Annotated in this window: 22 protein-coding genes; 6 read left to right on the top strand and 16 right to left on the bottom strand. The window is 72.3% G+C overall.

Annotation, left to right across the window (positions count from 1 at the left end):
• Positions 1-82 precede the first annotated feature (82 nt).
• The gene (locus ACQ5BE_RS02985) at positions 83-1480 is read left to right on the top strand and encodes an MFS transporter (RefSeq protein WP_430295409.1); all 1398 of its coding nucleotides are present in this window, start codon (positions 83-85) and stop codon (positions 1478-1480) included.
• 93 nt (positions 1481-1573) lie between these two features.
• On the opposite strand, the gene ACQ5BE_RS02990 is transcribed toward ACQ5BE_RS02985, so the two are convergent.
• Positions 1574-2512 carry a LysR family transcriptional regulator gene (locus ACQ5BE_RS02990; RefSeq protein WP_430295411.1) on the bottom strand — a complete coding sequence of 313 codons (939 nt, stop codon included), beginning with the start codon at positions 2510-2512 and terminating at the stop codon, positions 1574-1576.
• A gap of 150 nt (positions 2513-2662) precedes the next feature.
• Here ACQ5BE_RS02990 and ACQ5BE_RS02995 point away from each other — a divergent pair, with 150 nt between their 5' ends.
• Both ACQ5BE_RS02995 and ACQ5BE_RS03000 read left to right on the top strand, forming a co-directional pair.
• The gene (locus ACQ5BE_RS02995; RefSeq protein ID WP_430295413.1) at positions 2663-3919 is read left to right on the top strand and encodes a CaiB/BaiF CoA transferase family protein; all 1257 of its coding nucleotides are present in this window, start codon (positions 2663-2665) and stop codon (positions 3917-3919) included.
• Positions 3916-4767, top strand: coding sequence for an enoyl-CoA hydratase/isomerase family protein (locus ACQ5BE_RS03000; RefSeq protein WP_430295414.1), 852 nt, complete (start codon positions 3916-3918; stop codon positions 4765-4767). Before ACQ5BE_RS02995 ends, ACQ5BE_RS03000 begins: the two co-directional genes overlap by 4 nt.
• 6 nt (positions 4768-4773) lie before the next feature.
• Here the strand turns inward: ACQ5BE_RS03000 and smc are convergent, their stop codons facing one another.
• The 6 genes from smc to coaD all read right to left on the bottom strand — a co-directional run bounded on the left by smc (position 4774) and on the right by coaD (position 11565).
• On the bottom strand, positions 4774-8370 hold the full coding sequence (gene smc / locus ACQ5BE_RS03005; RefSeq protein ID WP_430295415.1) for a chromosome segregation protein SMC: 3597 nt from the start codon (positions 8368-8370) through the stop codon (positions 4774-4776).
• A 107-nt stretch (positions 8371-8477) separates the two neighbouring features.
• Positions 8478-9428, bottom strand: a complete 951-nt coding sequence (gene mutM / locus ACQ5BE_RS03010; protein WP_430295416.1) for a bifunctional DNA-formamidopyrimidine glycosylase/DNA-(apurinic or apyrimidinic site) lyase — start codon at positions 9426-9428, stop codon at positions 8478-8480.
• 15 nt (positions 9429-9443) lie between these two features.
• On the bottom strand, positions 9444-10142 hold the full coding sequence (rnc, locus tag ACQ5BE_RS03015) for a ribonuclease III (protein ID WP_208712764.1): 699 nt from the start codon (positions 10140-10142) through the stop codon (positions 9444-9446).
• Between the two features lie 18 nt (positions 10143-10160).
• The gene (gene rpmF, locus ACQ5BE_RS03020; protein ID WP_066498296.1) at positions 10161-10364 is read right to left on the bottom strand and encodes a 50S ribosomal protein L32; all 204 of its coding nucleotides are present in this window, start codon (positions 10362-10364) and stop codon (positions 10161-10163) included.
• Positions 10365-10395: 31 nt separating this feature from the next.
• Positions 10396-10926 carry a YceD family protein gene (locus ACQ5BE_RS03025; RefSeq protein WP_430295417.1) on the bottom strand — a complete coding sequence of 177 codons (531 nt, stop codon included), beginning with the start codon at positions 10924-10926 and terminating at the stop codon, positions 10396-10398.
• A gap of 147 nt (positions 10927-11073) precedes the next feature.
• Positions 11074-11565, bottom strand: a complete 492-nt coding sequence (coaD, locus tag ACQ5BE_RS03030; RefSeq protein ID WP_208712766.1) for a pantetheine-phosphate adenylyltransferase — start codon at positions 11563-11565, stop codon at positions 11074-11076.
• A gap of 68 nt (positions 11566-11633) precedes the next feature.
• Between coaD and ACQ5BE_RS03035 the strand changes: the two genes are divergently transcribed.
• Positions 11634-12830 (top strand): aminotransferase class I/II-fold pyridoxal phosphate-dependent enzyme, encoded by a 1197-nt coding sequence (locus ACQ5BE_RS03035; protein ID WP_430295418.1) that lies wholly within the window; start codon positions 11634-11636, stop codon positions 12828-12830.
• On the top strand, positions 12827-13597 hold the full coding sequence (locus ACQ5BE_RS03040; protein WP_430295419.1) for a spermidine synthase: 771 nt from the start codon (positions 12827-12829) through the stop codon (positions 13595-13597). The genes ACQ5BE_RS03035 and ACQ5BE_RS03040 overlap by 4 nt, the downstream gene beginning before the upstream one ends.
• A 9-nt stretch (positions 13598-13606) precedes the next feature.
• Here ACQ5BE_RS03040 and ACQ5BE_RS03045 read toward each other — a convergent pair whose 3' ends face one another.
• From ACQ5BE_RS03045 to ACQ5BE_RS03070, 6 genes are all read right to left on the bottom strand, one after another.
• On the bottom strand, positions 13607-13807 hold the full coding sequence (locus tag ACQ5BE_RS03045; RefSeq protein ID WP_208709005.1) for a hypothetical protein: 201 nt from the start codon (positions 13805-13807) through the stop codon (positions 13607-13609).
• Positions 13808-13874: 67 nt separating this feature from the next.
• Entirely contained in the window at positions 13875-14261 is a 387-nt protein-coding gene (locus tag ACQ5BE_RS03050) for a hypothetical protein (protein ID WP_208709007.1), read from the bottom strand.
• Entirely contained in the window at positions 14258-14857 is a 600-nt protein-coding gene (gene rsmD / locus ACQ5BE_RS03055; protein ID WP_430295421.1) for a 16S rRNA (guanine(966)-N(2))-methyltransferase RsmD, read from the bottom strand. The genes ACQ5BE_RS03050 and rsmD overlap by 4 nt, the downstream gene beginning before the upstream one ends.
• Positions 14858-14875: 18 nt before the next feature.
• Entirely contained in the window at positions 14876-17119 is a 2244-nt protein-coding gene (locus ACQ5BE_RS03060) for an ATP-dependent DNA helicase RecG (RefSeq protein ID WP_430295422.1), read from the bottom strand.
• Entirely contained in the window at positions 17109-18101 is a 993-nt protein-coding gene (locus ACQ5BE_RS03065) for a DAK2 domain-containing protein (protein WP_413251005.1), read from the bottom strand. Before ACQ5BE_RS03065 ends, ACQ5BE_RS03060 begins: the two co-directional genes overlap by 11 nt.
• A gap of 22 nt (positions 18102-18123) precedes the next feature.
• Positions 18124-19143: a thiamine-phosphate kinase gene (locus ACQ5BE_RS03070; protein ID WP_430295423.1), complete on the bottom strand. Its 1020-nt coding sequence runs from the start codon at positions 19141-19143 to the stop codon at positions 18124-18126.
• A 79-nt stretch (positions 19144-19222) separates the two neighbouring features.
• Between ACQ5BE_RS03070 and ACQ5BE_RS03075 the strand changes: the two genes are divergently transcribed.
• Complete coding sequence (locus tag ACQ5BE_RS03075) at positions 19223-19726, top strand: DUF3515 domain-containing protein (RefSeq protein WP_430295424.1); 504 nt, start codon at positions 19223-19225, stop codon at positions 19724-19726.
• Here the strand turns inward: ACQ5BE_RS03075 and ACQ5BE_RS03080 are convergent.
• From ACQ5BE_RS03080 to ACQ5BE_RS03090, 3 genes are read right to left on the bottom strand one after another with little or no spacing between them, the layout of a single operon-like run.
• Positions 19723-20841, bottom strand: a complete 1119-nt coding sequence (locus ACQ5BE_RS03080) for a D-alanine--D-alanine ligase family protein (protein WP_430295425.1) — start codon at positions 20839-20841, stop codon at positions 19723-19725. The two genes, ACQ5BE_RS03075 and ACQ5BE_RS03080, sit on opposite strands and share 4 nt — an antisense overlap.
• A 3-nt stretch (positions 20842-20844) precedes the next feature.
• Positions 20845-21909: an NAD(P)H-dependent glycerol-3-phosphate dehydrogenase gene (locus ACQ5BE_RS03085; protein ID WP_430295426.1), complete on the bottom strand. Its 1065-nt coding sequence runs from the start codon at positions 21907-21909 to the stop codon at positions 20845-20847.
• On the bottom strand, positions 21906-22667 hold the full coding sequence (locus ACQ5BE_RS03090) for a lysophospholipid acyltransferase family protein (RefSeq protein ID WP_430295766.1): 762 nt from the start codon (positions 22665-22667) through the stop codon (positions 21906-21908). The genes ACQ5BE_RS03085 and ACQ5BE_RS03090 overlap by 4 nt, the downstream gene beginning before the upstream one ends.
• Between the last annotated feature and the right edge of the window lie 41 nt (positions 22668-22708).

Genomic DNA, 22708 nt, shown 5'->3' on the forward strand with positions numbered 1-22708 from the left:
CGCACACAGGGCGTTGGCATACTCGGGACACCTGATGTGGCAACCGTCACATTCCAGTGCTGAGAAGTCGAAGGAGACATCCATGGTCCAGAGAAGCGGGACAGAGCCGGTGACGTCGGGGCTCAGAAGGGTCGTCGCTGCGTCGATGGCGGGGACCGTCGTCGAATGGTACGAGTTCTTCCTCTACGCCACGGCTGCCAATCTCGTCTTCGGCAAGATGTTCTTCCCGAACGCCCACTCAGAGCTCGACGGGATCATGGACGCCTTCCTCACCTACGCCGTCGGATTCGTCGCGCGGCCGTTGGGGGGCCTCGTGTTCGGCCACTTCGGCGACAGGCTCGGCCGCAAGAAGCTCCTGCAGCTGAGCATCATCCTCGTGGGAGCGTCGACGTTCCTCATGGGGTGCCTGCCGGGCTTCGCCGAGTGGGGCTATCTGGCACCGCTGGCCCTGGTCACCCTCCGGTTCATCCAGGGCTTCGCCGTGGGCGGCGAGTGGGGCGGCGCCGCCCTCCTCGTCGCGGAGCACAGCCCGAACAGGTCGCGCGGCTTCTGGGCCTCCTGGCCCCAGACGGGCGTGCCGCTCGGCAACCTGCTGGCGACGGCCGTGCTCCTCATCCTCTCCGCCACCGTCAGCCAGGAGGACTTCCTCGCATGGGGCTGGCGCATCGGGTTCTGGCTGTCGGCGGTCATCGTCGTCGTGGGCTACTACATCCGCACCAAGATCAGCGACGCGCCGATCTTCCTCGAGGCCGCGCAGGAGCAGGAGGAGGCCGCTGGGCCTTCCGGCGTGCTAGAGGTGGTCCGCCGGTACCCGCGCCGCGTGCTGGCCGCGATGGGAATCCGGTTCGCCGAGAACGTCATCTACTACCTCGTGGTGACGTTCTCCATCACGTACTTGAAGGTGATCCTGCACATGGACACCTCGCACGTCCTGCTGCTGCTCCTGGTCGCCCACGCGATCCACTGCTTCATGGTCCCGGCCGCGGGGAAGCTGCTCGACGCGTGGGGCCGCAAGCCCACCTACCTCCTCGGCGCCGTCGTGGGCGCGTCCTGGGGCTTCGCCGCCTTCCCGATGATGGACAGCAGACAGGACGGGCTGATCCTCGCGGCCATCGTGCTGGGCCTCGCCAGCCACGCCCTCATGTACGCGGGCCAGCCCTCGATCATGGCGGAGATGTTCCCCACCAGCATGCGCTACTCCGGACTGTCGATCGGCTCGCAGGTCACGTCGGTCCTCTCGGGCTCGCTCGCGCCGATCATCGCGACGGCGCTCCTGGGCGCGTTCGGATCCTCTGTTCCGATCGCCCTCTACCTCCTCGCGAGCTGCGTCGTCACGATCATCGCGGTGCTGGCCCTGAAGGAGACCAAGGGGATCGACCTGCGGGAGCTCGATGCGGCGCACGCCGCCCGCATGGCGGCCGCTGAGGGGCGCGCGGAGCGGCGGGGCGGCTCGGCCCTGCAGGACCTCCCGACGCGCTGAGGGAGCACCGCGGGGCATCACCGCAGAGATGGAGGGGCGGCCGGGCTGACAGCCTGGCCGCCCCTGCCGCGCGCCGCCCTGCCCAGCTGATCCTCACTCGAGCTGTCCGTCCCAGACGCGGGGACGAGGGAGGAGCTGGTCCTGCCGGCTCCGCGCCTCCTCGATGAGGCTCGAGACAACGGCGCGCACAGCGGGCGAGCGCATGGACTCCGAGCGGGCGGCCGCCCAGAAGCGGACGTGGCGTTCGACCTCGTGGTGCAGCACCGGCACGAGACCGGTGTCGCCGCGGACCACGTACTCGGGCAGGAGGGCGATCCCGGCACCGGCGCGGACCGCCTCGACCTGCGGGAAGATGCTGGTCGCCTGGAACGACGCCGCCTCGCCCGTCACGCTCTGGCGCCCGTAGGCGAGCTCCGACACCTCGAGGGCGGATTCGGCGTAGCCGACGAACGAGTGGCCCGCGAGCTCCTCGACCCCTGTCGGCATCCCGCGCCGGCGGATGTACTCCCGTCCCGCGTAGAGGCGCCGGACGTGGTCCGTCACGGCGACGGCCTGGATCCGCGGCGCCTCGGCGGTCCCAGGGACGACCTCGAGGTCGAGGCCCGACCGGTTCTGGCTCAGACGCCGAGTCGCGGTCACGAGCTCGACCCTCAGCAGCTCGTGGTCCTGCTGGAGCCGGGCCAGCGCCGGAGCGACGAAGAGCGCCCCGAACGCGTCGGAGGCACCGACACGGACGAGGCCCGTCAGCGACTCCCGCTTGTTCGTCAGGCGCGCGGACAGGCTGCCGAGGCTCGACTCGATGCCCTCGGCCGCCTGGACTGCGCGGCGGCCGAGTTCGGTGAGCTCCCAGCCCTGCGGCGTCCGGGCGAGGGTGCGGCCGCCGAGCCGCTTGTCCAGCGCGGCGATCCGACGCGAGATGGTCGTGTGCGTCGTCTCGAGCGCCTCGGCCACTGCGGTGAACCGGCCGAGGCGCGCGACGGTGAGCAGGATGAGCAGGTCGTCCGGACTGGGCAGCCCCTTGAACTCGACCACAGGTCCTCCCGTGCGTTCGTGCACATATGGTCTGCCTGAATTGTTCTTGTATGCACTGTAGCAGGAGCGCGATCGTGGTTATACGGCCAGACGGCGGTCCGAGAACGCGCCGTCGGGCGCCGCCCGCAGACCTCATCCCAGGAGTCAGACATGAACGACACCAGCCGAGCGCTCCCAAGCGGCCACGCACCGCGGCTGCCACTCGACGGAGTCCGCATCCTCGACCTGAGCCGGGCGCTCGCCGGCCCGTGGGCCACGGCACTGCTCAGCGACCTGGGCGCGGAAGTCGTCAAGGTCGAGAGCATCTCGGGCGGCGACTCGAGCCGCTCCTGGCCCCCGTTCGAGGGAGAGCACAGCCTGTACTTCGACTCCACGAACCGCGGCAAGTCGTCGATCGCCGTCGACTTCTACTCCGCGGAAGGCCGCAGGCTGCTCTGGGACCTGGCCGTCGGCGCCGACGTCGTCGTCGAGAACTTCCGGCCCGGAGTGCTCAGCGAGATGGGGCTGGACCCCGACGCGCTCAGGGACGCGAAGCCGGGCCTCATCGTGGCCTCCGTCAGCGGATTCGGGACGAGCGGTCCCCTGGCCCAGTCCGCCGGCCTGGACCAGGTGGCCCAGGGCATGTCCGGGCTCATGTCGGTCACCGGCCCGGATGCCGACCACCCCACCCGCGTGGGGGTCCCGATCATCGACATGGTCTCCGGGATCTACCTCGCGCTCGGCATCGCCGCGGCGCTCGTGGGCCGCCACGGATCAGGCCACGGCTCCCAGGTGGCGACGTCCCTGCTGGAATCCGCGCTCTCGCTCTCCGCGTTCCAGGGGCAGGCCTACCTCAGCACCGGGCGCGTCCCCACCCCGCAGGGCAACAACCACCCTGTCCTCTCCCCCTACGGCGTCTTCGCGACGGCGGACATCCCCATCATCATCGCCGTCGGGAACGAGCGGCAGTGGAGGCAGCTGTGCGCGCTCGTCGAGGCCCCCGACCTCGCGGACCACCCCGACTACCGCACAGGCACCCTCCGCGGGCTGCATCGCGCCGCCCTCACCGACGCCCTCGAGGACAAGCTCCGTCTCCGTCCCGCGAGCCAGTGGCTCGCAGCCCTGCGCGATGCCAAGATTCCCACGGGCCCGATCTACACGTACGCCCAGGCATTCGCCGACGAACAGGTCTCCTCGCTCGGCATGGTCACGACCGTGGAGCGCGCGGACGGATCGCCGCTGCCGCTCCTGCGCGGGCCGCTCTCGCTCGACCGGGCGCCGCTGCCGGTGCGCAAGGCGCCGCCGTCCCTGGGCGAGGACACCCGCGCGGTGCTCGAGGGGGCAGGACTCACCCAGGACCAGATCACCGCGCTGGCGGACGCCGGCGTCGTGCGGATGGCCGGGGACGGGACGAAGGTGCCGGCATGAGCGCGAGGACCCTGGCCCAGGCACCCGGCCCCGCCCGGCCCGGGCGGGAGCAGGGGCGTCTGGTCGTCGAGCGCGACGGCGCGGTGGCGCGGCTCATCATCGACAACCCCGCCCGGCGGAATGCCGTATCGCAGGACATGTGGCGGCAGTTCGGGCCGGCCCTCCGGTCGCTCGACGCCGATCCGGAGGTCAAGGTCCTCGTCGTCCGGGGCTCGGGGGGAACCTTCTCCGCCGGCGCTGACATCTCCCAGGTCGCCTCGATCCTGCGCGGAGACGGCAGCGCGCGCGACGGCGGAGACCTCACCGCAGCGGAGGAGGCCCTCGCCTCCTTCAGCAAGCCGACGATCGCCGCCATCGACGGATACTGCGTCGGCGGCGGCTGGGAGATCGCCGGCGCCTGCGACCTGCGCATCGCCGCCGCGGACGCGTTCATCGGCATCACCCCGGCCAAGCTGGGCATCGTGTACCCCACGTCGGGGATAACGCGTCTCGTCCGACTCGTCGGTCCTGCCACCGCCAAGAGGCTCCTCTTCACCGGGGACCTCGTCGACGCGCGCGAGGCCCTCCGGGTTGGACTCGTGGAAGAGCTGGCGCCCGCGGGCCAGGTCCACGACGCCGCCCTCGGCCTCGCGGAGAGGATCGCACACCGTTCGCAGCTGTCGGCACGGGCGCACAAGGCACTCGTCGAGAGCGTCGCCGCCTGTTCGCCGGAAGTCGGCGAGGTGAGCGCGCACTGGCAGCGCGAGATGGAGCTGGGCCCTGACGCGAGGATCGGCATCCAGGCCTTCCTCGCGAAGGAGCCGCCGGCCTTCGAGTGGTCGGTGCCCATCCAGCGCCGTCTGGGGTAAGGCGGGTCAGGCCCCGGCGTCGACGCGCTCGAGCTTCTGGCTGATCACGGTCGAGACGCCGTCGCCGCGCATCGACACGCCATAGAGCGCGTCGGCGACCTCCATGGTGCGCTTCTGGTGGGTGATGACGATCAGCTGGCTCGACTCCCGGAGTTCCTCGAACACCGTGATGAGCCGGCCGAGGTTCGTGTCGTCGAGGGCCGCCTCGACCTCGTCCATGACGTAGAACGGTGACGGACGCGCCTTGAAGATCGCCACCAGGAGTGCGACCGCCGTCAGGGACCGCTCGCCGCCCGAGAGCAGCGAGAGGCGCTTGATCTTCTTGCCTGCCGGCCGCGCCTCGACCTCGATTCCCGTGGTGAGCAGGTCCGACGGGTCAGTGAGCACGAGCCTGCCGTCGCCGCCCGGGAAGAGCCGCGCGAAGACGCGCTCGAACTGCACGGAGGTGTCCGCGAACGCCTCGGCGAAGACGCGCTGCACGCGCTCGTCGACCTCGGCGACGATCTTCAGCAGGTCCTTCCGGCTCGCCTGGAGGTCCTCGAGCTGCGCCGCCAGGAAGCGGTGGCGCTCCTCGAGGGCTGCGAACTCCTCGAGCGCGAGCGGGTTGACCTTGCCCAGGGCGGCCAGGTCCCGTTCGGCCTTCCGCAGGCGCTTCTCCTGCTCGGCCCTCACGAACGGCACACCGGCGTCGAGGGGTCTGCCGTCGTCGTCGACCTCGACGCGCAGGGCCGCCCACTTGTCTCCCTGCTCCTGCGGCGGGACGGGCACCGGGCGGTGGGGACCGAACTCGTCGACGAGGGCCGCGACGGCGAGTCCCAGCTCGTCGGCCGCCCGCTCGGCCAGGGCCTCGAGGCGCAGGCGCTGCTCGGCGCGGGCCAGCTCGTCGCGATGGGCAGCGTCGTTGAGCTCCGCAAGCTCCCTGGCCAGGCCGTCGTTGCGGCGGCGCAGTGTGCCGAGCCTCTCGTCGATCTCGGACCGGTTCGCCTCGGCGGCGTCGCGCTCGCCCGCGGCCTCGTCGACGGCGGCGTCCATCGCGGCCAGCCCGCGGCGTGCGGCGTCGACAACGGCGCCCGCCCGGCCGGCCTCGCGGGCCCGCCGCTCCGCGCGCCGCCGTGCTTCCTCGGCCGCCCGCCGCTCCGACTCCGCGGCCCGCTCCAGGGAGGTCACGCGGGCTTCGAGGGAGCGCTGCTGCTCCTCGGCGGCGCGCAGGGAGAGCCGGGCCTCGAGCTCACGCGCCCGCGCGGCGGCGGCCTGGGCCTGGAGTCGGTCGCGCTCCTCCGAGGTCGGCTCATCGGCATCAGGCGCTTCCTCGGCAAGTTCGAGGCGCTCTGCGGCGGCCTCAAGGGCCACCTGTTCGGCGTCCAGCGTGGAACGGGCCGCGGCGAGGGACGCCCTGAGCCGCTCCTCCTCCGCCGAGGCGCCCCGCAGCTGCGCCCCGAGCGCCCCGAGCCGCTCCGCAACGGCGGCGAAGGTGGCGTCTGAGTGATGCAGCTCCGCGAGCGCTGCCTCGGCGGCCTCGCGTGCGGAGCGTTCCCGCTCCTGCGCGCCGGCCAGGCCGAATCCGCACCGTTCGTACTCCGCCTGAGCGGCGTCCAGCGCGGCTCTTGTCTGCTCGATGCGCCCCTGCAGCTCGATCGTGGACGGGGATCCCGCAGAGCCGCCGCGCAGCGCGGCGGAGGTGACCAGGTCGCCGTCGTAGGTCGCGACGGTGAGATCTGGGTGGGATTCCGCGACGGAGAGCGCGTCCGCGAGACTGCGCACCACCACGGCGGCGTGGAGCAGTCGAGCGGTGGCGGCAGAGATCCGCGGGTCCGGCTCAACGACCTCGGCGAGCCACCGTGCCCCCTCCGGCAGCCGGTCCGCGCCCGACGCACCGCGGGCCGGCGCGTCCGCCCCGGGGCGCCCGACGACGAGCGCGGCCTGGCCGGCGTCGTCCGCCTTGAGCGCGGCGAGCGCCTCCGCTGCAGCCTCCGGGCTGTCCATCGCCAGCCCCTCGGCGAGCGGGCCGAGCACGGCCGCGACGGCCGACTCGAACCCGGGCTCCACGTCGAGGAGGTCTGACACGCGCCCGAGGACCCCGCGGGCGGAGGAGGCGACCGTTCCCGTGGCGTCGCGGTCCCTCAGGCCAGCGGCGAGGGCCTCGAGCCGGGCCTGGTGGGCCTGCCGTTCGGCCGCCGCACGGTGGCGCCGGTCGAGGAGCGCCGCCCTCGCGGACTCCGCGGCCTCGAGTTCGGCGGCGGCCTCCTCATACGCGGAGTCCAGGTCCTCCTCCCCCGCCTCGGCCGTGGCCATCTGCGTCTCGAGCGCGACGAACTCTGCTTCGGCGTGGCGCTGGCGCTCGCCGGCCGAGCCGAGGGACTCCTCGAGCCGGCCGATCTCCCCCTCCGCTGACTCCACGCGGCCCCGGGCGGCGGCGACCTGCCCCGCGAGCCGGGCGAGGCCCTCGCGACGGTCTGCCTGCGCGCGCAGGAGCGCCGTGTGCCGCCGGTCCTCGGCCGCCGCCGCGTCCTCGGCCGCGGCCCGCTCCTCCTCCGCGGCGGCGAGGGCCTCAGAGCGCACCTCAACGGTCTCCGCCGCCGCCTCGAGCTCGAGCCGGAGCGCATCGGCCTGGCGTTGGAGGCCTTCGGGATCGCGTCCCCGGACCGGGGCATCGGAGGAGCCGAGGAGCCGACGCCGCTCCTCGGCCAGAGAGGCGAGGGAGCGCATCCGCTCGCGGCCCTGGGCGAGCCGGTACCACGTCTCCCGCGCCGCATTGACCTGCGGGGTCGCCGCCGCCGCGGCCCGTTCCGCCTCAGCCTGGGCGCGCCGGCCGCCGTCGAGCTCGCGCTCGACCTCCGCGCGGCGGGCGTCGAGGGCGGTGTGGTCCGCTTCCTCCGCGTCCATCGCGTCCTTCAGAGTCACGATGTCGTCCGCGAGCAGGCGGGCACGGGCGTCCCTCACGTCGGCCTGGATCGTCTGGGCGCGGCGCGCCACCTGAGCCTGGCGGCCGAGGGGCCCGAGCTGGCGGCGGAGCTCCGCGGTGAGGTCGGAGAGCCGGGAGAGGTTCGCCTGCATGGCCTCGAGCTTGCGGAGGGTGCGCTCCTTGCGGCGGCGATGCTTGAGGACCCCAGCCGCCTCCTCGATGAAGCCGCGACGGTCCTCGGGGGTGGCGTGCAGGATCCGGTCGAGCTGCCCCTGGCCCACGATGACGTGCATCTCGCGGCCGAGGCCCGAGTCGGAGAGGAGCTCCTGGATGTCGAGCAGCCTGCATGGGCTCCCGTTGATCGCGTACTCGCTGCCGCCGGCGCGGAACAGCGTGCGCGAGATCGTGACCTCGCTGTACTCGATGGGCAGGGCCCCGTCGGCGTTGTCGATCGTGAGCGACACGTGCGCACGGCCCAGCGGAGGCCGGCCCGCCGTGCCGGCGAAGATGACGTCCTCCATCTTGCCGCCGCGCAGCGTCTTGGCGCCCTGCTCACCCATGACCCAGGCGAGCGCGTCGACCACGTTGGACTTGCCGGAGCCGTTGGGGCCGACGACGGCGGTGACCCCCGGTTCGAACTCGAACGTCGTCGCGGAGGCGAAGGACTTGAAGCCCCGGATGGTCAGGGTCTTGAGGTGCAAGGCTTCCTAGGCTTTCGTGCTGCCGGCATGATGCCCTAATCTACGCTCCCGCGCTCCCCCGGCCCGTCATCGCGGGCGGTGTGCCGCAGGGTCCGGGCGGGGATCCGCTACCAGCGGGCGTTGCGCGGGACCGGCTGGCATCGCGTGCACCGGTAGGACGAGCGGCCCATGAACGGCTCCCGGACCACGACGCCCACGTCCCCCTCGGCCGCGCAGCGCCGGCAGGGGCGCCCGGACCGGCCGTAGGCGTCGAGGGACCTCGAGAAGTAGCCGGACGCGCCGTTGACGTTGACGTACAGGGAGTCGAAGCTCGTGCCTCCGGCTGCGAGGGCCCGCTCCATGACGTCGCGGACGGCCTCCACGAGCCGGGCGGTCTCGCTGCGGCGCAGCGTGTCCGTGGGCCGGGCGTAGTGGAGGCGGGCGCCCCAGAGGGCCTCGTCCGCGTAGATGTTGCCGATCCCGGAGACGAGGCGCTGGTCCAGCAGGGCGCGCTTGATGCCCGTGCGGCGCGAGCGCAGGCTCGCGTGGAACGCGGCCGGGTCGAAGAGCGGGTCCAGCGGGTCGCGTCCGATGTGCGCGGCCTCCGCCGGGATCAGCGGGCGGGGGGACTCCGAGCGGCCGCCGGCGCCGCCGTCGTGCGTCGCGACCAGTGGCACGACGGCGAGGCCGCCGAAGATGCGCTGGTCGACGAAGCGCAGCTCACCGGGCATCCCGGGGGCCGCGCTGAGCGAGAGGCGCACCTTGAGGTGCTTCTCGAGGGGCTGGCCCTGATCCTCCACGAGGAGCTGGCCGCTCATCCCGAGGTGGGCCAGGAGCGCGGTGTGCGGCGCCGCGTCGGGCGGATCCGCGGGCCCCGCGAGCGGCAGCCAGAGGTACTTGCCGCGGCGGACGGCGTCGAGGACGGTCGCGCCCTCGAGCTGGCCGCGGAAGTCCTCGGGGCCGAGTGCGTGCCGGCGGACGGAACGCGCGTCGAGGACCTGGGCATCCTCCACGGTGCGCCCGGCGACCCAGGAGGCCAGGCCGCGTCGGACCACCTCGACTTCGGGAAGTTCGGGCATCGCCGGACGCCGGTCCTAGGCGCGCGCGTCCTGAGACTGGGGCCCCAGGACCTTCCATGCGTTCGCGGCCGACTGCTGCTCGGCTTCCTTCTTGGAGTTCCCCGTCCCGGTCCCGTACGGCGTCCCGCCGATCAGGAGCGTGGCCGTGTAGACGCGCGCGTGGTCCGGGCCCTCGCCGACGACGGCGTAGTGGATCTGCCCGAGCTGGCGGTTGGCCGCGAGTTCCTGGATGTGGGTCTTCCAGTCCGTCCCCGCGCCCAGCACCGCCGCATCCGCGAGGAGCGGGGCGATGAGGCTGACGACGAAGCGCCGGGCGGTCTCGAGGTCGTTGGAGATGTAGGTGGCGCCGATGAGCGCTTCCATCGTGTCCGCGAGGATCGAGGACTTGTTCTTCCCGCCAGTGACCTTCTCGCCCTGGCCGAGGTAGATGTACTCGCCGACGCCCAGGCGGCGGGCGATGGACGCGAGCGCGCGCGTGCTCACGACGGCGGCGCGTCGCTTGGCCAGCTCGCCCTCGCTGAGGCCGGGGTGCTCGCGGAAGAGCAGGTCGGTCACCGAGAAGCCGAGGATCGAGTCGCCGAGGAACTCGAGACGCTCGTTGGTCGGAATGCCGCCGTTCTCGTAGGCAAACGAGCGGTGTGTCAGGGCAAGACGAAGCGTCTCGGCGTCGATCACGACGCCGAGACGCTTCAGAAGCTCGTCATGAGGGCTCATGCGCGAGATGCCGCCAACTCAGACGTCGGCGACCTTGCGGCCCTTGTACTCGAGGAACAGCTCGGTACCGGCCGAGTCGGTCACGACCTTCGCCTGGTGCGGGAGGCTGTACGTCACGCGACCGTTCTCGACGGTCTTGACGAGCGTCGGGACGGACGCCTTCCACTGCGAGCGGCGGGCGCGGGTATTCGAGCGAGACATCTTCCGCTTGGGAACAGCCACGGCTAACTCATTTCTCTCTTAGTGCCAACACTTACTCATCGTCGTGCCGGTCTGGCTTCACCAGATCTGCCAAGGCAGCCCACCGGGGGTCGACGACCTCATGGTGGTGCCCCGGCTCGTCCGCGAGGCGCGCCCCGCATTCGGAGCAGAGACCCTCGCAGTCTTCCCGGCACACCGGCTGGAACGGCAGCAGCGGTACCACTGCGTCCCGCAACACCGGTTCAAGATCGATGGACTCGCGCTCGACTCGACGTTGCTCTTCATCGTCTTCTCCGTCCGAGTGCCCCATGCCCTCGAAGAAGAAAAGCTCTTGCACTCCGGCATCGAGTCCGTACTCGATGGGATCCAGGCATCGCCCGCATTCGCCCGTCACGGAGACGTGCGCGGTTCCCGAGACCAGGATCCCCTCGTGCACTGACTCGAACTTCAGATCGAGGTCCACGGGGGACCCTTCCTTGACGCCGATGAGCGCCGCACCGAGATCACCCGGTGCGGGTACATGCTCCGTGAGGGTCCGCATAGTCCCCGGGCTGCGCCCGAGGTCCTTGACGTCGAACATCAAAGGCGAACGTGCTTCGCGCTTAATGAGAACTCCTGTAGAACATAGACCGACACGCTATCCTATCGTGCCCGCCCGTTCGGCCCAAACCGGGACCAGGCGTGCTTGGACAGCGTGACGCGCTGCTGTGCCCGTCCAGTGTAGCGGGAATCAGGCGGAGGCGCGGCCAGGCGCGGTGTCGGCGAGCCGCGTGAGGACGGAACGGGGGACGAACTCGGAGACGTCTCCCCCCAGGTCGTGCACTTCCTTGACGAGCGTCGAGGACAGGTGGACGTAGTGCGCCTCGGCCGGGAGGAACACCGTCTCGACCCCGGTGAGCTGCCGGTTCATGATCGCCATGGGCAGCTCGTAGTCGAAGTCGGAGCTCGAGCGCAGGCCCTTGACGATGGCACTCGCGCCGCGTTCGCGGCAGTACTCGGCGAGGAGGCCCTCCCCCATCGGCTCGACCGTGATGCCGCTGATCGCACCGAGGGTCCGCCGGGCCATCGCAATGCGCTCCTCGAGGGAGAACCGGTACTTCTTGGCGTAGTTCGTGGACACCGCCACGATCACCTCGTCGAAGAGGTTGGCGGCCCGCGCGATGACCTCGAGGTGCCCGTTGTGGATGGGGTCGAAAGAGCCAGGGCACACCGCGCGTCGCATACGGCCAACATACTGCATGCTCCCAGCCGCGGGCAGGCCGGCGCGGCCCCGGCAGATAGCATGGGCGGATGACATCCGCGTGGCAGCGAACAGCGGCCGGGGCGAACCTCCTCGGCGAGGACGGCCAGCTCGGCGTGACGATCTTCGAGGAGATGACGTCCCTCGCCGTGCGGCACGGCGCCATCAACCTCGGGCAGGGGTTCCCGGACGAGGACGGTCCGGCCGAGATGGCCGAGGCAGCGCGGTCCGCGATCCTCTCCGGCGCCAACCAGTACGCCCCCGGCCAGGGCATTCCGCGGCTGCGGGAGGCCGTGGCCGCGCACCAGGCGCGCTTCTACGGGATCGACCTGGACCCGTGGAAGCAGGCCATCGTCACGACGGGCGCCACCGAGGGGATCGCCGCGGCGGTCCTCGCGCTCGCCGGACCCGGGGACGAGGTCCTCACCTTCGAGCCGTTCTATGACTCCTACGGGGCGATGATCGCCCTCGCCGGCGCCCGGCACGTCACGGTCCCCCTGCACGCGCCGGCCTTCCAGCCCGACCTCGCCGAGCTCGAGGCGGCGTTCACCCCGCGCACGCGCGTCGTCGTCGTGAACAACCCCCACAACCCGACCGGCGCCGTGTTCGGGCGGGAGGTGCTCGCCCGCGTCGTCGAGCTCGCCGCACGGCACGACGCCGTGATCGTCACCGACGAGGTCTACGAGCACCTCGTGTTCGGCGAGCCGCACGTGCCTGTCGCCACGCTTCCCGGGGCGGCCGAGCGGACCCTCACGATTTCCTCGGCGGGCAAGACGTTCTCGTTCACGGGATGGAAGGTCGGCTGGGTCACAGGACCCGAGGAACTCGTGGCGCGGGTGCGCACCATCAAGCAGTTCCTCACCTACAGCTCGGGAACCCCGTTCCAGGAGGCAGTGGCGATGGGCCTCGGCTTCCCCGACGAGTTCTTCCGCGGCATCGCAGCCTCGCTCCGGGCGAAGCGGGACATCCTCGCCGAAGGGCTCCGGGCCGCCGGACTCGAAGTATTCGTGCCGGAGGGCACCTACTTCATCACCACCGACACGAGGGCACTCGGCATCGAGAATGCCCTGGACCTCGCGCGCCGGCTGCCCGAGCTCGTCGGCGTCGCCGCGATCCCTGTCTCGGTGTTCTGCCAGCCCGAGGGGGCGGCGCGCACCCGCTCGCTCCTGCGCTTCGCCTTCTGCAAGAAGGAACCGCTCCTGGCCGAGGCGGCGTCGCGGCTCGCCCTGCTCGCGGACCGCGTGTGAGCGCCTCGCGCTACCTGCGCGGCATCGGGGCACATGCGACCGTTGACGCTGATCCCCTCGTGCAGGGGGCCTTCATCCTCTCGATCGCCGGCGCAGAGCAGTCCCACGTGGACCTCGCCGACCCCACCCATGTCTTCTATGCCTACCTGCGGCGCATGGCGAACGTCGTGGACGCCGTCCGCCCGGCCGGGACGCCGCTCCGTGCCCTCCATCTGGGCGCCGGCGCCCTCACTCTCGCCCGCTACATCGAGGCGACCCGCCCGGGCTCGGTCCAGACCGCGGTCGAACTCGAACGCGAGCTGGTGGACTTCGTCCTCGAACAGCTCCCGCTGCCGGAGGGAACCGACCTGGCGATCCATCTGGGGGACGCCCGGTGGGAGCTTCCCGCGGCTGCCGGGCGCGGACCCTACGACGTGATCGCGCTGGACGTCTTCTCGGGGCCAGATGCGCCCGCGCACATCGCGCACCCCGACTTCTACGCCGAGGCCGCCGCGCTCCTGGCCGAGGATGGGGCGATGCTGGTCAACATCGGCGACGACCCGCCGCTCACGCTCGTGCGCTCGCAGGTCGCGGCGATGCGCGGGGTCTTCAGGGAGGTCGCGGCGCTCGCCGAACCGGACATGTTCACGGCGCGATTTCCCGGCAACATGGTGGCCATCGGGCTGCCGGGGCCCTGGCCGGAAACATGGACGACGGCGCTGCCCGCCGCGGGCCCGCACCCCACCCTCCTCGCGCGGGGGATGGACCTGGACCCGCTCGCCGGCTGAGACGCCGGATCAGCTCGCGAGCTTCTGCTCCGCGAGGCGCTTGACCCATTCAGGCGTGGGGCGGTTGAGGCGCTCGTCGAGGACCACGCGGAGCCGGGCAGCGGCGATCTGCACCCGGCGATCCGACGAGCCGGGCCTGCGCTCGGGCGTCTCCTCGGACGCGTGCCTGCCGTCTCCCTGATCGGCGGGGAGTGCTTCGTGCTTGCTCACTGCCTCTCCTTCCGTGGCCCGTGCTGTCCCGCGCTCCCTCCAGTATCCCCCGAGCCCCAGGGCGGCGTCACGCATCGCCGAGCTCCTCGTCGAGCCCAGCTTCCTCCGCCTCCGCGATCGGGTCGATCCAGACGGCGTCGAGGAGCTGGAGCTCCTCGTCGCTCGCAATGAGGTCGCTCTTGGCGAGGCTCGCGAGCACCATCGTCCCCATGGCCTGCATCTGCGGGTCGGGCGACACGGACGCCTCGAGCGCCCATTCGGCGCGACGCCAGAACTCGGCCCTGCGGTCCGAGTAGGAACGCTGGCGGATGGTGTTCAGGCCCACGATCGCCGCGACGACGGCGGCGGCGAGGGTGCCGACAGGTGCCAGGGCGGAGACGATCTCCCACCACGCGGGTCCCGCCGCAGCGGCCGCGGACTGCACTGGGAGGGGCGTGGCCGTGAGGCCGATCATGCGCTCACCTCGCCGTCGGCAGCCGGCGCCGGGTGGGGCTCCGCGAACCAGAGGCGGGTTTCCCCGTACTTGCGGTCCGCGTAGTGGCGGAGGCCAGCGGGCCACTCCGGTTCCGGCGAGCGCGAGGACCGTTCCACCACCACGAGGGCATCCTCCGCGAGGTGCGGGGACAGGGCCGCGAGCACGCGCGTGAGCTGGTCGTCGGCGAGGGGGTAGGGCGGGTCCATGAAGACGAGGTCCCAGTGCCGGCCCGGCATCGTCTGCTCGAGGAAGCCGCCCACCTTGGCCCGGTGCACGGTGACGGCGCGCCGCCCGACGGCGTCGTTCACCGTGCGCGCGTTGCGCTGGCACGCTGCCACCGCCTTCGCCTCGGACTCGACGAGCTCCGCGGTGGAGGCGCCGCGGCTCACGGCTTCGACGCCGAGCGCGCCCGATCCGGCGTAGAGGTCCAGAACCCGGGCGCGGGCGATCATCCCGAGGGCCTCGAGGCGTGAGAAGAGCGCCTCCTTGACCCGGTCGGTCGTGGGCCGGGTCGCAGACCCCGGGACCGAGGCCAGGGTCGTCCCTCCGGCGATCCCGGCGATGATCCTGCTCATCGTGCCTCACGAACTGCATCAGCCACGTTCGAGGAACACCTCCTTCTCAGGCTCGAGGTAGGCCTCGATGGCGTCGCGCAGCGGTGCGTGGCGTTCGAGGGAAGGGTCGTCCCCGACGATGGCGAGCGCATCTCCGCGCGCCAGCTCGATCACCTCGGCGTCGCGCAGGACGCGCAGGAGGCGGAGGGTGGACCGGCGTCCAGACTGGGTGGCTCCCAGGATGTCGCCCTCGCGGCGGTGCTCGAGGTCCTTCTGCGCGAGGACGAATCCGTCGGTGCTGGAAGCGACCGCCTCGAGGCGCTCGCGGCTCGGGTGCCCGGGCTCGAGCGAGGTCACGAGGAGGCAGGTCCCGGGGAACCCTCCGCGGCCCACCCGGCCACGGAGCTGGTGGAGCTGGGCGATGCCGAACCGGTCGGCGTCGAGCACGACCATGAGGGTGGCGTTCGGCACGTCGACCCCGACCTCGACCACCGTGGTCGCGATGAGGAGGTCTGTGCGCCCGGCGGCGAAGGACTCCATCGCCGCCGCCTTGTCCCCCGCGTCGAGGCGGCCGTGCAGGATGCCCAGCGTGGTCCCGGACAGGGCCGGCTCCTGGGCCAGCTGCGCGGCCGCCGCGGCGACCGAGACCGCCGGCGGCGGCTCCCCCGCCGAGGCTGCAAGGGCAGAATCGCCCCACGTGGCCTCGTCGAGCGCGTCGAGGTCGCCCTCGTCCTCTCCCGCCTCGCCGATGGTCGGGCAGACGACGTAGACCTGCCGGCCGGCGTCGATCTCCTCGCGGGCCCGGGCCCAGATGCGGCGCTCCCACGCGGGGTTCTCGACGAGGCCGACGACGTGGGTCGCGATGGGCGCCCGGCCCGCCGGGAGCTCGCGCAGCACGGACGTCTCGAGGTCGCCGAAGACGGTCATCGCCACGGTGCGGGGAATGGGCGTCGCCGTCATGACGAGGAGGTGGGGGGTTGCGAGGCTCTTGGCGCGCAGCGCGTCGCGCTGCTCCACGCCGAAGCGGTGCTGCTCGTCCACGACAACGAGCCCGAGGTCGGCGAACTGGACCTGCTCGGACAGCAGCGCGTGGGTGCCCACCACGATCCCGGCCTGTCCGCTCGCTGCAGACAGCAGTGCGCGCTTGCGCTCCGCCGAGCTCTGCCCGCCCGTGAGCAGGACGACCTCCACGCCGTCGGCGGCCCCCAGCATCCCGTCCCTCAGGAGGGGACCGAGGGTGCGCCGGATCGACTCGTGGTGCTGGGCGGCGAGCACCTCGGTGGGCGCAAGGAGCGCGGCCTGGCCCCCGTCGTCGACGACCTGGAGCATCGCCCGCAGCGCGACCACAGTCTTGCCCGAACCCACTTCGCCCTGCAGCAGGCGGTTCATGGGGTGCGCGGCCGCGAGCTCGGCGGCGAGCTCCTCGCCCACCTCCCGCTGCCCTGCGGTGAGCTCGAACGGCAGCTGGGCGTCGAAGGCGTCGAGGAGGCCGCCGCGCCGCGCGGGGCTGGGCCGGGAGGGCAGGAGCGCGTGCTGCGCACGGCGGCGCGCGAGAGCTGTCTGGAGCACGAGCGCCTCCTCGTACTGGAAGCGGCGGCGGGCACGCGTGCACTCGTCCATGCTCGCCGGCGTGTGGATCATGCGGTACGCGTCGGCGATCCCCGGCAGCCGGTGGCGGCGCCGCAGCTCGTCGGGGAGGGGGTCGGCCAGGGCCTCGAGGTCGATCTGCCCCAGGAGCGTCGCGGTGGACTTGGCGATCTTCCAGCTCGGCAGCTTGGCGGTGGCCGGGTAGACCGGAATGGGGCGCTCGGCCAGCTCCTCGGCGCTGAGCCCGGCATCGTCCTCGTCGTCGAGGAGCACGTACTCGGGGTTGGTCAGCTGGAGGTTTCCGCGGTAGCGGCCCACGCGGCCCGAGAACATGGCCACCGTCCCCGGGACGAGCTGCCGGGACGCGGCGAAGCTGTTGAAGAAGGTGAGGCTGATCGTGTCGAGGCGGCCGTCGTAGCCCCCTGGCGAGGATCCATCGGTCACAAGGACCTCGGTAATGCTGCCCTTGCGCGTCGCCATCCGCCGGCTCTGCGCCTTCACGACCCGGGCCAGGAGGGTCACGTCCTCGTCGAGCGGCAGCTGGGCGATCGGGGTCAGCTCGCCCCGCTGGGCGTAGCGGCGCGGGAAGTAGTCGAGGAGGTCGCCCGCCGTCGTGAGCCCCAGCTGGTCCTTGAGCTTCCTGGCGGAGGGTGCCCCCAGCAGCCGCCCGAGGTCACGGTCACGCTCAGCTGGCACGCGGCCCGCCCTCTGCCAGCCGGTCCGCCTCACGCCGGTCCGCCGCCGCCGGATCCGCGGCGTGGAGCTCCGTGAACGCAACCCTTTCAGGCTCTCCCACAGACCGGATGAGGGCGAGGGCCTCGTCCGGGTCCGCGACGTGGACGTGCACCCGCCAGCGGCAGACCCCCGAACCGTCGTCGAACGCGCCGACCGGGCTCATGATGACGGAGTCGCCGATCTCGTCCAGGCGCTGGCGCAGGCCGGCCGCGTCGAGCGGGCTCAGGGTCACGGTGCACATGAGCTCGACGCCCAGCGCCTCCGGCTGGTCGGCGTGGATGTGCGGGTCCTGGACCCGGAAGCCGTGCAGCGCTTCGAGGGTGTCCTCGGCGAGGCCCTCCCCGAGAACGGCGGAGCGCAGCGCGGCGAGGACAAGGAGGAGGCCGACACCGCCGGCGTCGACCACCCGGGCGCTCGTGAGCACGCCGAGCTGCGCCTCGGTGTCGACCACGGCGCCGAGGGCCGACTCCACCACGGCGTCGAGCGCCGCCGCGAGCGCGTGGTTGCTGTCCGCGCCGGCTTCCGATGCTTCGGTCGAGGCGGCGCCCTCCGCGGCGGCCTCGAGGACCGAGAGCATGGTCCCGGAGACCGGCTCGCTCAGCGCCGACCACGCCCGGATCTGCGCCCGGTGGAGCGCGGTGGCGAGCAGCGGCCCGCTGAGCCGTGTGTGTCCTTTGAGGGAGGCGGCGAAGGCGTCGAGGAACACCGCGAAGAGCGTTCCGGAGTTGCCCCAGGCCTCCTCCATGGCAGCCTGCCCTGCCCCCCCGAGGAGCTCGCCCAGGTCCGTGCGCGGGTCCCCGGCCGCGGCGAGCGCCGCCGCCCTGACCGTGTGGTAGAGGTTGGTGCCCGTGTCGCCGTCGGCGACGGGGAAGATGTTGATCGCATTGAGGCGGTCGCTGTGGTTGGCGAGCACGGTCTCCGCATCCGCGAGCCAGCGGCGCATGGCCGTTGCGTTCGAGGCGATCTTAGCGTGCAAAGTGATCCCATCCGCTCGGTTGCACAGGGCGCCCGCCGATGGCGACCCCGCCGGTCCCGCCGTTCGCAGGCAGCACCGAGCCTATCGCAGCGAAGCCCTCCGGGAGCTGGGACGCGGCAGGGAATGCGGCGAGAAGGCCGTGGTCCTCCCCGCCGCCGAGGACCCATGCGAGCGGGTCCGCGCCCACCGCCGCCGCTGGCGCGGCGAGCCTGCCGGCATGCTCCTCCAGCGCCGCCGGGTCGAGGTCCAGCACGACGCCGCTCGCCCGCGCCATGCGGTCGCCGTCCTTGAGCAGGCCGTCGGAGAGGTCCATGAGCGCGTGCGCTCCTGCCGCGGCGGCCGCCGGTCCCGCGGCGAGCGGCGGCCAGGGGCGGCAGTGGGCGGCCACGACGGAGGCGAGGTCCGGGCCCAGCGTCTCGTGTCCGGGCCCGTGCTCGAGGAGCGCAAGGCCGGCGGCGGCGTCGCCCACGCGGCCGGCGACGGCGAGCCGGTCCCCGGGGCGCGCGCCAGACCGAAGCACAGGGTCCCTGCCCTCGAGGCTTCCGAGCACGGTCACGGTCACGGACAGTTCGCCGCCGCGGCCGAGGTCTCCGCCTGCGACCGTGCACCCCGTGGCGCCCAGGGACCGCACGGCGTCGACGAGTCCGTCCGCGAGCCCCTCGACCCACGCCGCCTCGGTGTCGTCGGGGAGGGTGAGGCTCACCACCATGGCGGTCGCGACGGCACCCATCGCGTTGATGTCGCTCAGGTTCTGGGCAGCGGCCTTCCACCCCACGTCCTGCCCCGAGCTGCGGTAGCCGGAGGGCCAGACGAGGCGGAAGTCCTGGTCCTGGGTCTGGGTGTCCGTGCTCACGACCACGCGCCCGTCGGGGGCAGCGATGACCGCGGCGTCGTCGCCCGGGCCCAGGAGCGCGGAGCCCAGGACGGCGAGCCGGGGGAAGATCCTCGCCAGGAGCTCCGCCTCGCTCAGCTCGCGGACGCGGATCGTTCTCCTCTGGGTCTCGGTCACGCCCCCAGCCTAGTCCGGCACCCGGCCGCCATCCCGGGCGGTACGCTGGATGGACCCCTCGAGTTCCGGATGGAGAAGCATGTCCGCACGCCGTCGCCCCGCACGCATGATCAGGCGCGCGGCCCCCGTCGCCCTCGTCGCCGCAGCGGCCCTCCTCGCGGGATGCTCCTCCCCCGTCTCTGTCCAGGCAGCGCCGGACGCTGCGAACCCCGCGTGCGCGCCCCTCATGCTCGCCCTTCCGGACACGCTCGGGGATGCGGCCCTCCGCAAGACCACGAGCCAGGCGACCGCAGCGTGGGGCGACCCTTCCGCCGTCGTGCTCCGCTGCGGAGTCGCCTCGCCCGGGCCGACCACCGACCGCTGCGTGAGCGTCAACGGCGTCGACTGGGTCATCAAGGAGGGCGACAAGTACTACACCCTGACGACCTTCGGGCGCGAACCGGCGACTGAGCTCCTCCTGGACAATGACCGCATCAGCTCCGCGACCGTGCTCGCGAGCCTCTCCTCGGCGGTCTCGAAGGTCCCGGCCGCGCGCCACTGCGTGGGCCAGGAGGACCTCGCGAGCCTGCCCGCGAAGGGCTAGCGCAGCCCGGTGGGGCGCGCCAGGGCGAGCTGGATGAGCTCGTCGATGAGCTCGGGGTAGGACATGCCCGTCGCGGCCCACATCTGCGGGTACATGCTGATGGGCGTGAATCCCGGCATCGTGTTGATCTCGTTGATGACGAACTCGCCCTCGGGTGTGTAGAAGAAGTCGACACGGCTCAGGCCCTCGGCCGCCACGGCGTCGAACGCCACGGCCGCGAGCTCGCGCACCCGGGCGATCGCCTCCTCAGGGAGGTCCGCGGGGCAGGAGAGCGCGGCGGCGTCGTCCTCGACGTACTTGGCCTCGAAGTCGTAGAAGGAGTGGCCGTCCTTCCGGACCGCGACCTCGCCGGGGAGGGAGGTCCGGGGCGCGTCGCAGCCCCGTCCCTCGAGGACGCCGCACTCGATCTCCCGGCCCACGATCCCGGCCTCGATGACGAGCCGCAGGTCATGGCGGCGCGCCTCCTCGATGGCCGCGTCGAGGCCCTCGGGGCCCTCCACCCTCGAGATCCCCACCGAGGAGCCGGCCCGGCACGGCTTGACGAAGACCGGGTAGCCAAGGCGGCCGACGGCGTCGCGCACCGACTGCGGGTCTCGGCGCCACTGCCTGTCGGTCACCGCAACGTACGGCCCGACCGCGAGTCCGGCAGCCTCGAAGGCGACCTTCATGAAGTGCTTGTCCATGCCGACAGCCGAAGCGAGCACGCCCGCCCCGACGTACCGGACGTCGGCGAGCTCGAGGAGCCCCTGGACGGTCCCGTCCTCTCCGAATGCACCGTGGAGGAGGGGGAAGACGACGTCGACGTCCCCCAGCTCGCGCGGAACGCGGTTGGGCTCGGAGACCACGAGCCGCGGCCTGCCGCCCCCCTCCGCCAGCTGGACCGTGGCCTGGGCGGGCGACACCTCGGGTGCGTGCCCGGTGTTGAGCGCCCACTGGTGCCAGTCGCCGTCCGAGAGGACCCACTGGCCGCGGCGGGTGATGCCGACAGGCACGACCTCGTACTTGTCCGTGTCGATGGCGCCCATCACCCCGGCCGCGGTCACGCAGCTCACGGCGTGCTCACTCGAGCGCCCCCCGAAGAGCAGTGCGACGCGGATCTTCCTTGAGTCTGTCACTGTTCAGTCGCCTTCTGACTTGAGCTGCCTCGCGAGCAGCAGCGGTTCGAGCTGGTCCACGGGCAGCCTGCCCTTGAGCACCGCCACGACCGCGGCCGTGATGGGCATGTCCACGCCGTGCCGCTGCGCGAGCTCGTGCACGGCCGCCGCGGACTTGATGCCCTCGGCCACCTGAGTCATGCGGAGGCCGACCTCCTCGACGCTGAGTCCCTGTCCGAGGAGGGTGCCGGCGGTGTGGTTGCGGGAGAGCTTCGACGAGCACGTGGCCACGAGGTCCCCGAGGCCGGCGAGCCCGGCCATGGTCTGGGGGTCGCCGCCGAGCGCGACGGCGAGCCTGGTGGTCTCCGCCAGGCCGCGGGTGATGACGGTGGCCTTGGTGTTGTCGCCCATGCTCTTGCCCTCGCAGATCCCGACGGCGAGGGCGATGACGTTCTTGACGATCCCGCCGATCTCGACTCCCACCACGTCGGTGCTCATGTAGGGGCGGAAGTAGGGCGCAGTGCAGGCCTCGGCGATCCAGTGGGCGACCTCGGGATCGCTGCAGGCGACGACGGACGCGGTCGGCTCGCACCGGGCGATCTCGAGGGCGAGGTTGGGGCCCGAGAGCACCGCGATGCGCTCTGCCGGAATGGACGCGACGTCGGCGATGACCTCGCTCATGCGCTTGTCGGTGCCGATCTCGAGGCCCTTCATGAGGGACATGACGATGGCGCCATCCGGGATGTGGCCCCGCCAGAGGAGCAGCTGTTCCCGCAGGGACTGTGCCGGAACCGCGAGCACGACGAGCTGGGCTCCGCCGAGGACCTCGGCCGGGTCAGTCGAGGCGGTGATGGCGCCCGGGAGGTCGATCTCATCGAGGTACTTGGCATTGCGGTGCGCGTTGATGTCTGCGACGACCTCGGGGCTCCGTCCCCAGACGCTGATCGTCCGGTCAGCACCGTGGCTCGCCGCGGCGTCCCCGAGGACCTTCGCGAAGGTGGTCCCCCAGCTGCCCGCGCCCATCACGGCGATGCGCCGCAGCGGGCCGCGGCCCAGTGGCTCCCCCAGCCCCGGGTGCGGTGCGCTCACGCGCTCCGCCCGGCGTCGTCGGGCGCTTCGGCCGGGCCGGCCTGACGGTTCGGCTGCCGCGCGGCCCTGGAACCGCGCTCGACGTCGCGGCCGTGCAGGCTCTGCTGGTGCGCGCTGGGGTCCCAGCGCTCGGCCGGGGGCTCCTCGCCGCGCAGCTCGGCGAGGAGGGCCGTGATGGCGTCCATGATCCGGTCCGTGGCTTCGACGAGGGTCGTCTTGTCCATCGGCCGGTCCTGGAGGTCGCTCAGGTCCACCGGCTCGCCCACGAGGACGACCGCCTTCTTGCGCGGGAAGAGGTGGAAGCGCTTGGCATACCGGGGGAAGACCTCGTGGTCGCCCCAGTGGGCGATCGGGACCACCGGTGCACCTGTCTTGAGCGCGAGCCGCGCTGCGCCGGTGTGGCCCTTCATCGGCCAGAGTGCGGGGTCCCTCGTCAGGGTCCCCTCGGGGTACACGATGATGGCCCCGCCCTCGTCGATGACCTGGCGCGCCACCTCGAGGGACGTGCCCGCGCCTGCCCCGCCGCGCTCGACCGGGATCTGCTTGGTGCCGCGCATGATCTGCCCGAGCACGGGCGGCTTGAACAGGCCCGCCTTGGCGAGGAAGTGCGGCGCCCGGCCGTGGTTGTAGAGCATGTGCCCCACCGTGAGCGGGTCGATCTCCGTGCAGTGGTTGGGGCACGCGATGAAGCCGCCACCGCCGGGCAGGTCCCGGAGCCGCTCGGTGCCGCGCCACTCCTTGGCCATCAGGAAGTTCATCAGCGGCCGCACGATGGTGGCTGCCACGGCGAACGCGAACC

This window comes from Sinomonas sp. B1-1, assembly GCF_050474465.1.
Lineage (GTDB): Bacteria > Actinomycetota > Actinomycetes > Actinomycetales > Micrococcaceae > Sinomonas > Sinomonas flava.

Excerpts from the sequence above, each read along its gene's own strand:
- ACQ5BE_RS02995 (WP_430295413.1), top strand. The coding sequence starts at position 2,663 with ATGAACGACACCAGCCGAGCGCTCCCAAGCGGCCACGCACCGCGGCTG.
- mutM (WP_430295416.1), bottom strand. The coding sequence starts at position 9,428 with ATGCCCGAACTTCCCGAAGTCGAGGTGGTCCGACGCGGCCTGGCCTCC.
- ACQ5BE_RS03050 (WP_208709007.1), bottom strand. The coding sequence starts at position 14,261 with ATGATCGGCCTCACGGCCACGCCCCTCCCAGTGCAGTCCGCGGCCGCT.
- ACQ5BE_RS03065 (WP_413251005.1), bottom strand. The coding sequence starts at position 18,101 with ATGCGCCGCTGGCTCGCGGATGCGGAGACCGTGCTCGCCAACCACAGC.
- ACQ5BE_RS02985 (WP_430295409.1), top strand. The coding sequence starts at position 83 with ATGGTCCAGAGAAGCGGGACAGAGCCGGTGACGTCGGGGCTCAGAAGG.
- ACQ5BE_RS03035 (WP_430295418.1), top strand. The coding sequence starts at position 11,634 with ATGACATCCGCGTGGCAGCGAACAGCGGCCGGGGCGAACCTCCTCGGC.
- rsmD (WP_430295421.1), bottom strand. The coding sequence starts at position 14,857 with ATGAGCAGGATCATCGCCGGGATCGCCGGAGGGACGACCCTGGCCTCG.
- ACQ5BE_RS03090 (WP_430295766.1), bottom strand. The coding sequence starts at position 22,667 with ATGAACTTCCTGATGGCCAAGGAGTGGCGCGGCACCGAGCGGCTCCGG.
- ACQ5BE_RS03000 (WP_430295414.1), top strand. The coding sequence starts at position 3,916 with ATGAGCGCGAGGACCCTGGCCCAGGCACCCGGCCCCGCCCGGCCCGGG.
- rnc (WP_208712764.1), bottom strand. The coding sequence starts at position 10,142 with ATGAGCCCTCATGACGAGCTTCTGAAGCGTCTCGGCGTCGTGATCGAC.
- coaD (WP_208712766.1), bottom strand. The coding sequence starts at position 11,565 with ATGCGACGCGCGGTGTGCCCTGGCTCTTTCGACCCCATCCACAACGGG.
- ACQ5BE_RS03075 (WP_430295424.1), top strand. The coding sequence starts at position 19,223 with ATGTCCGCACGCCGTCGCCCCGCACGCATGATCAGGCGCGCGGCCCCC.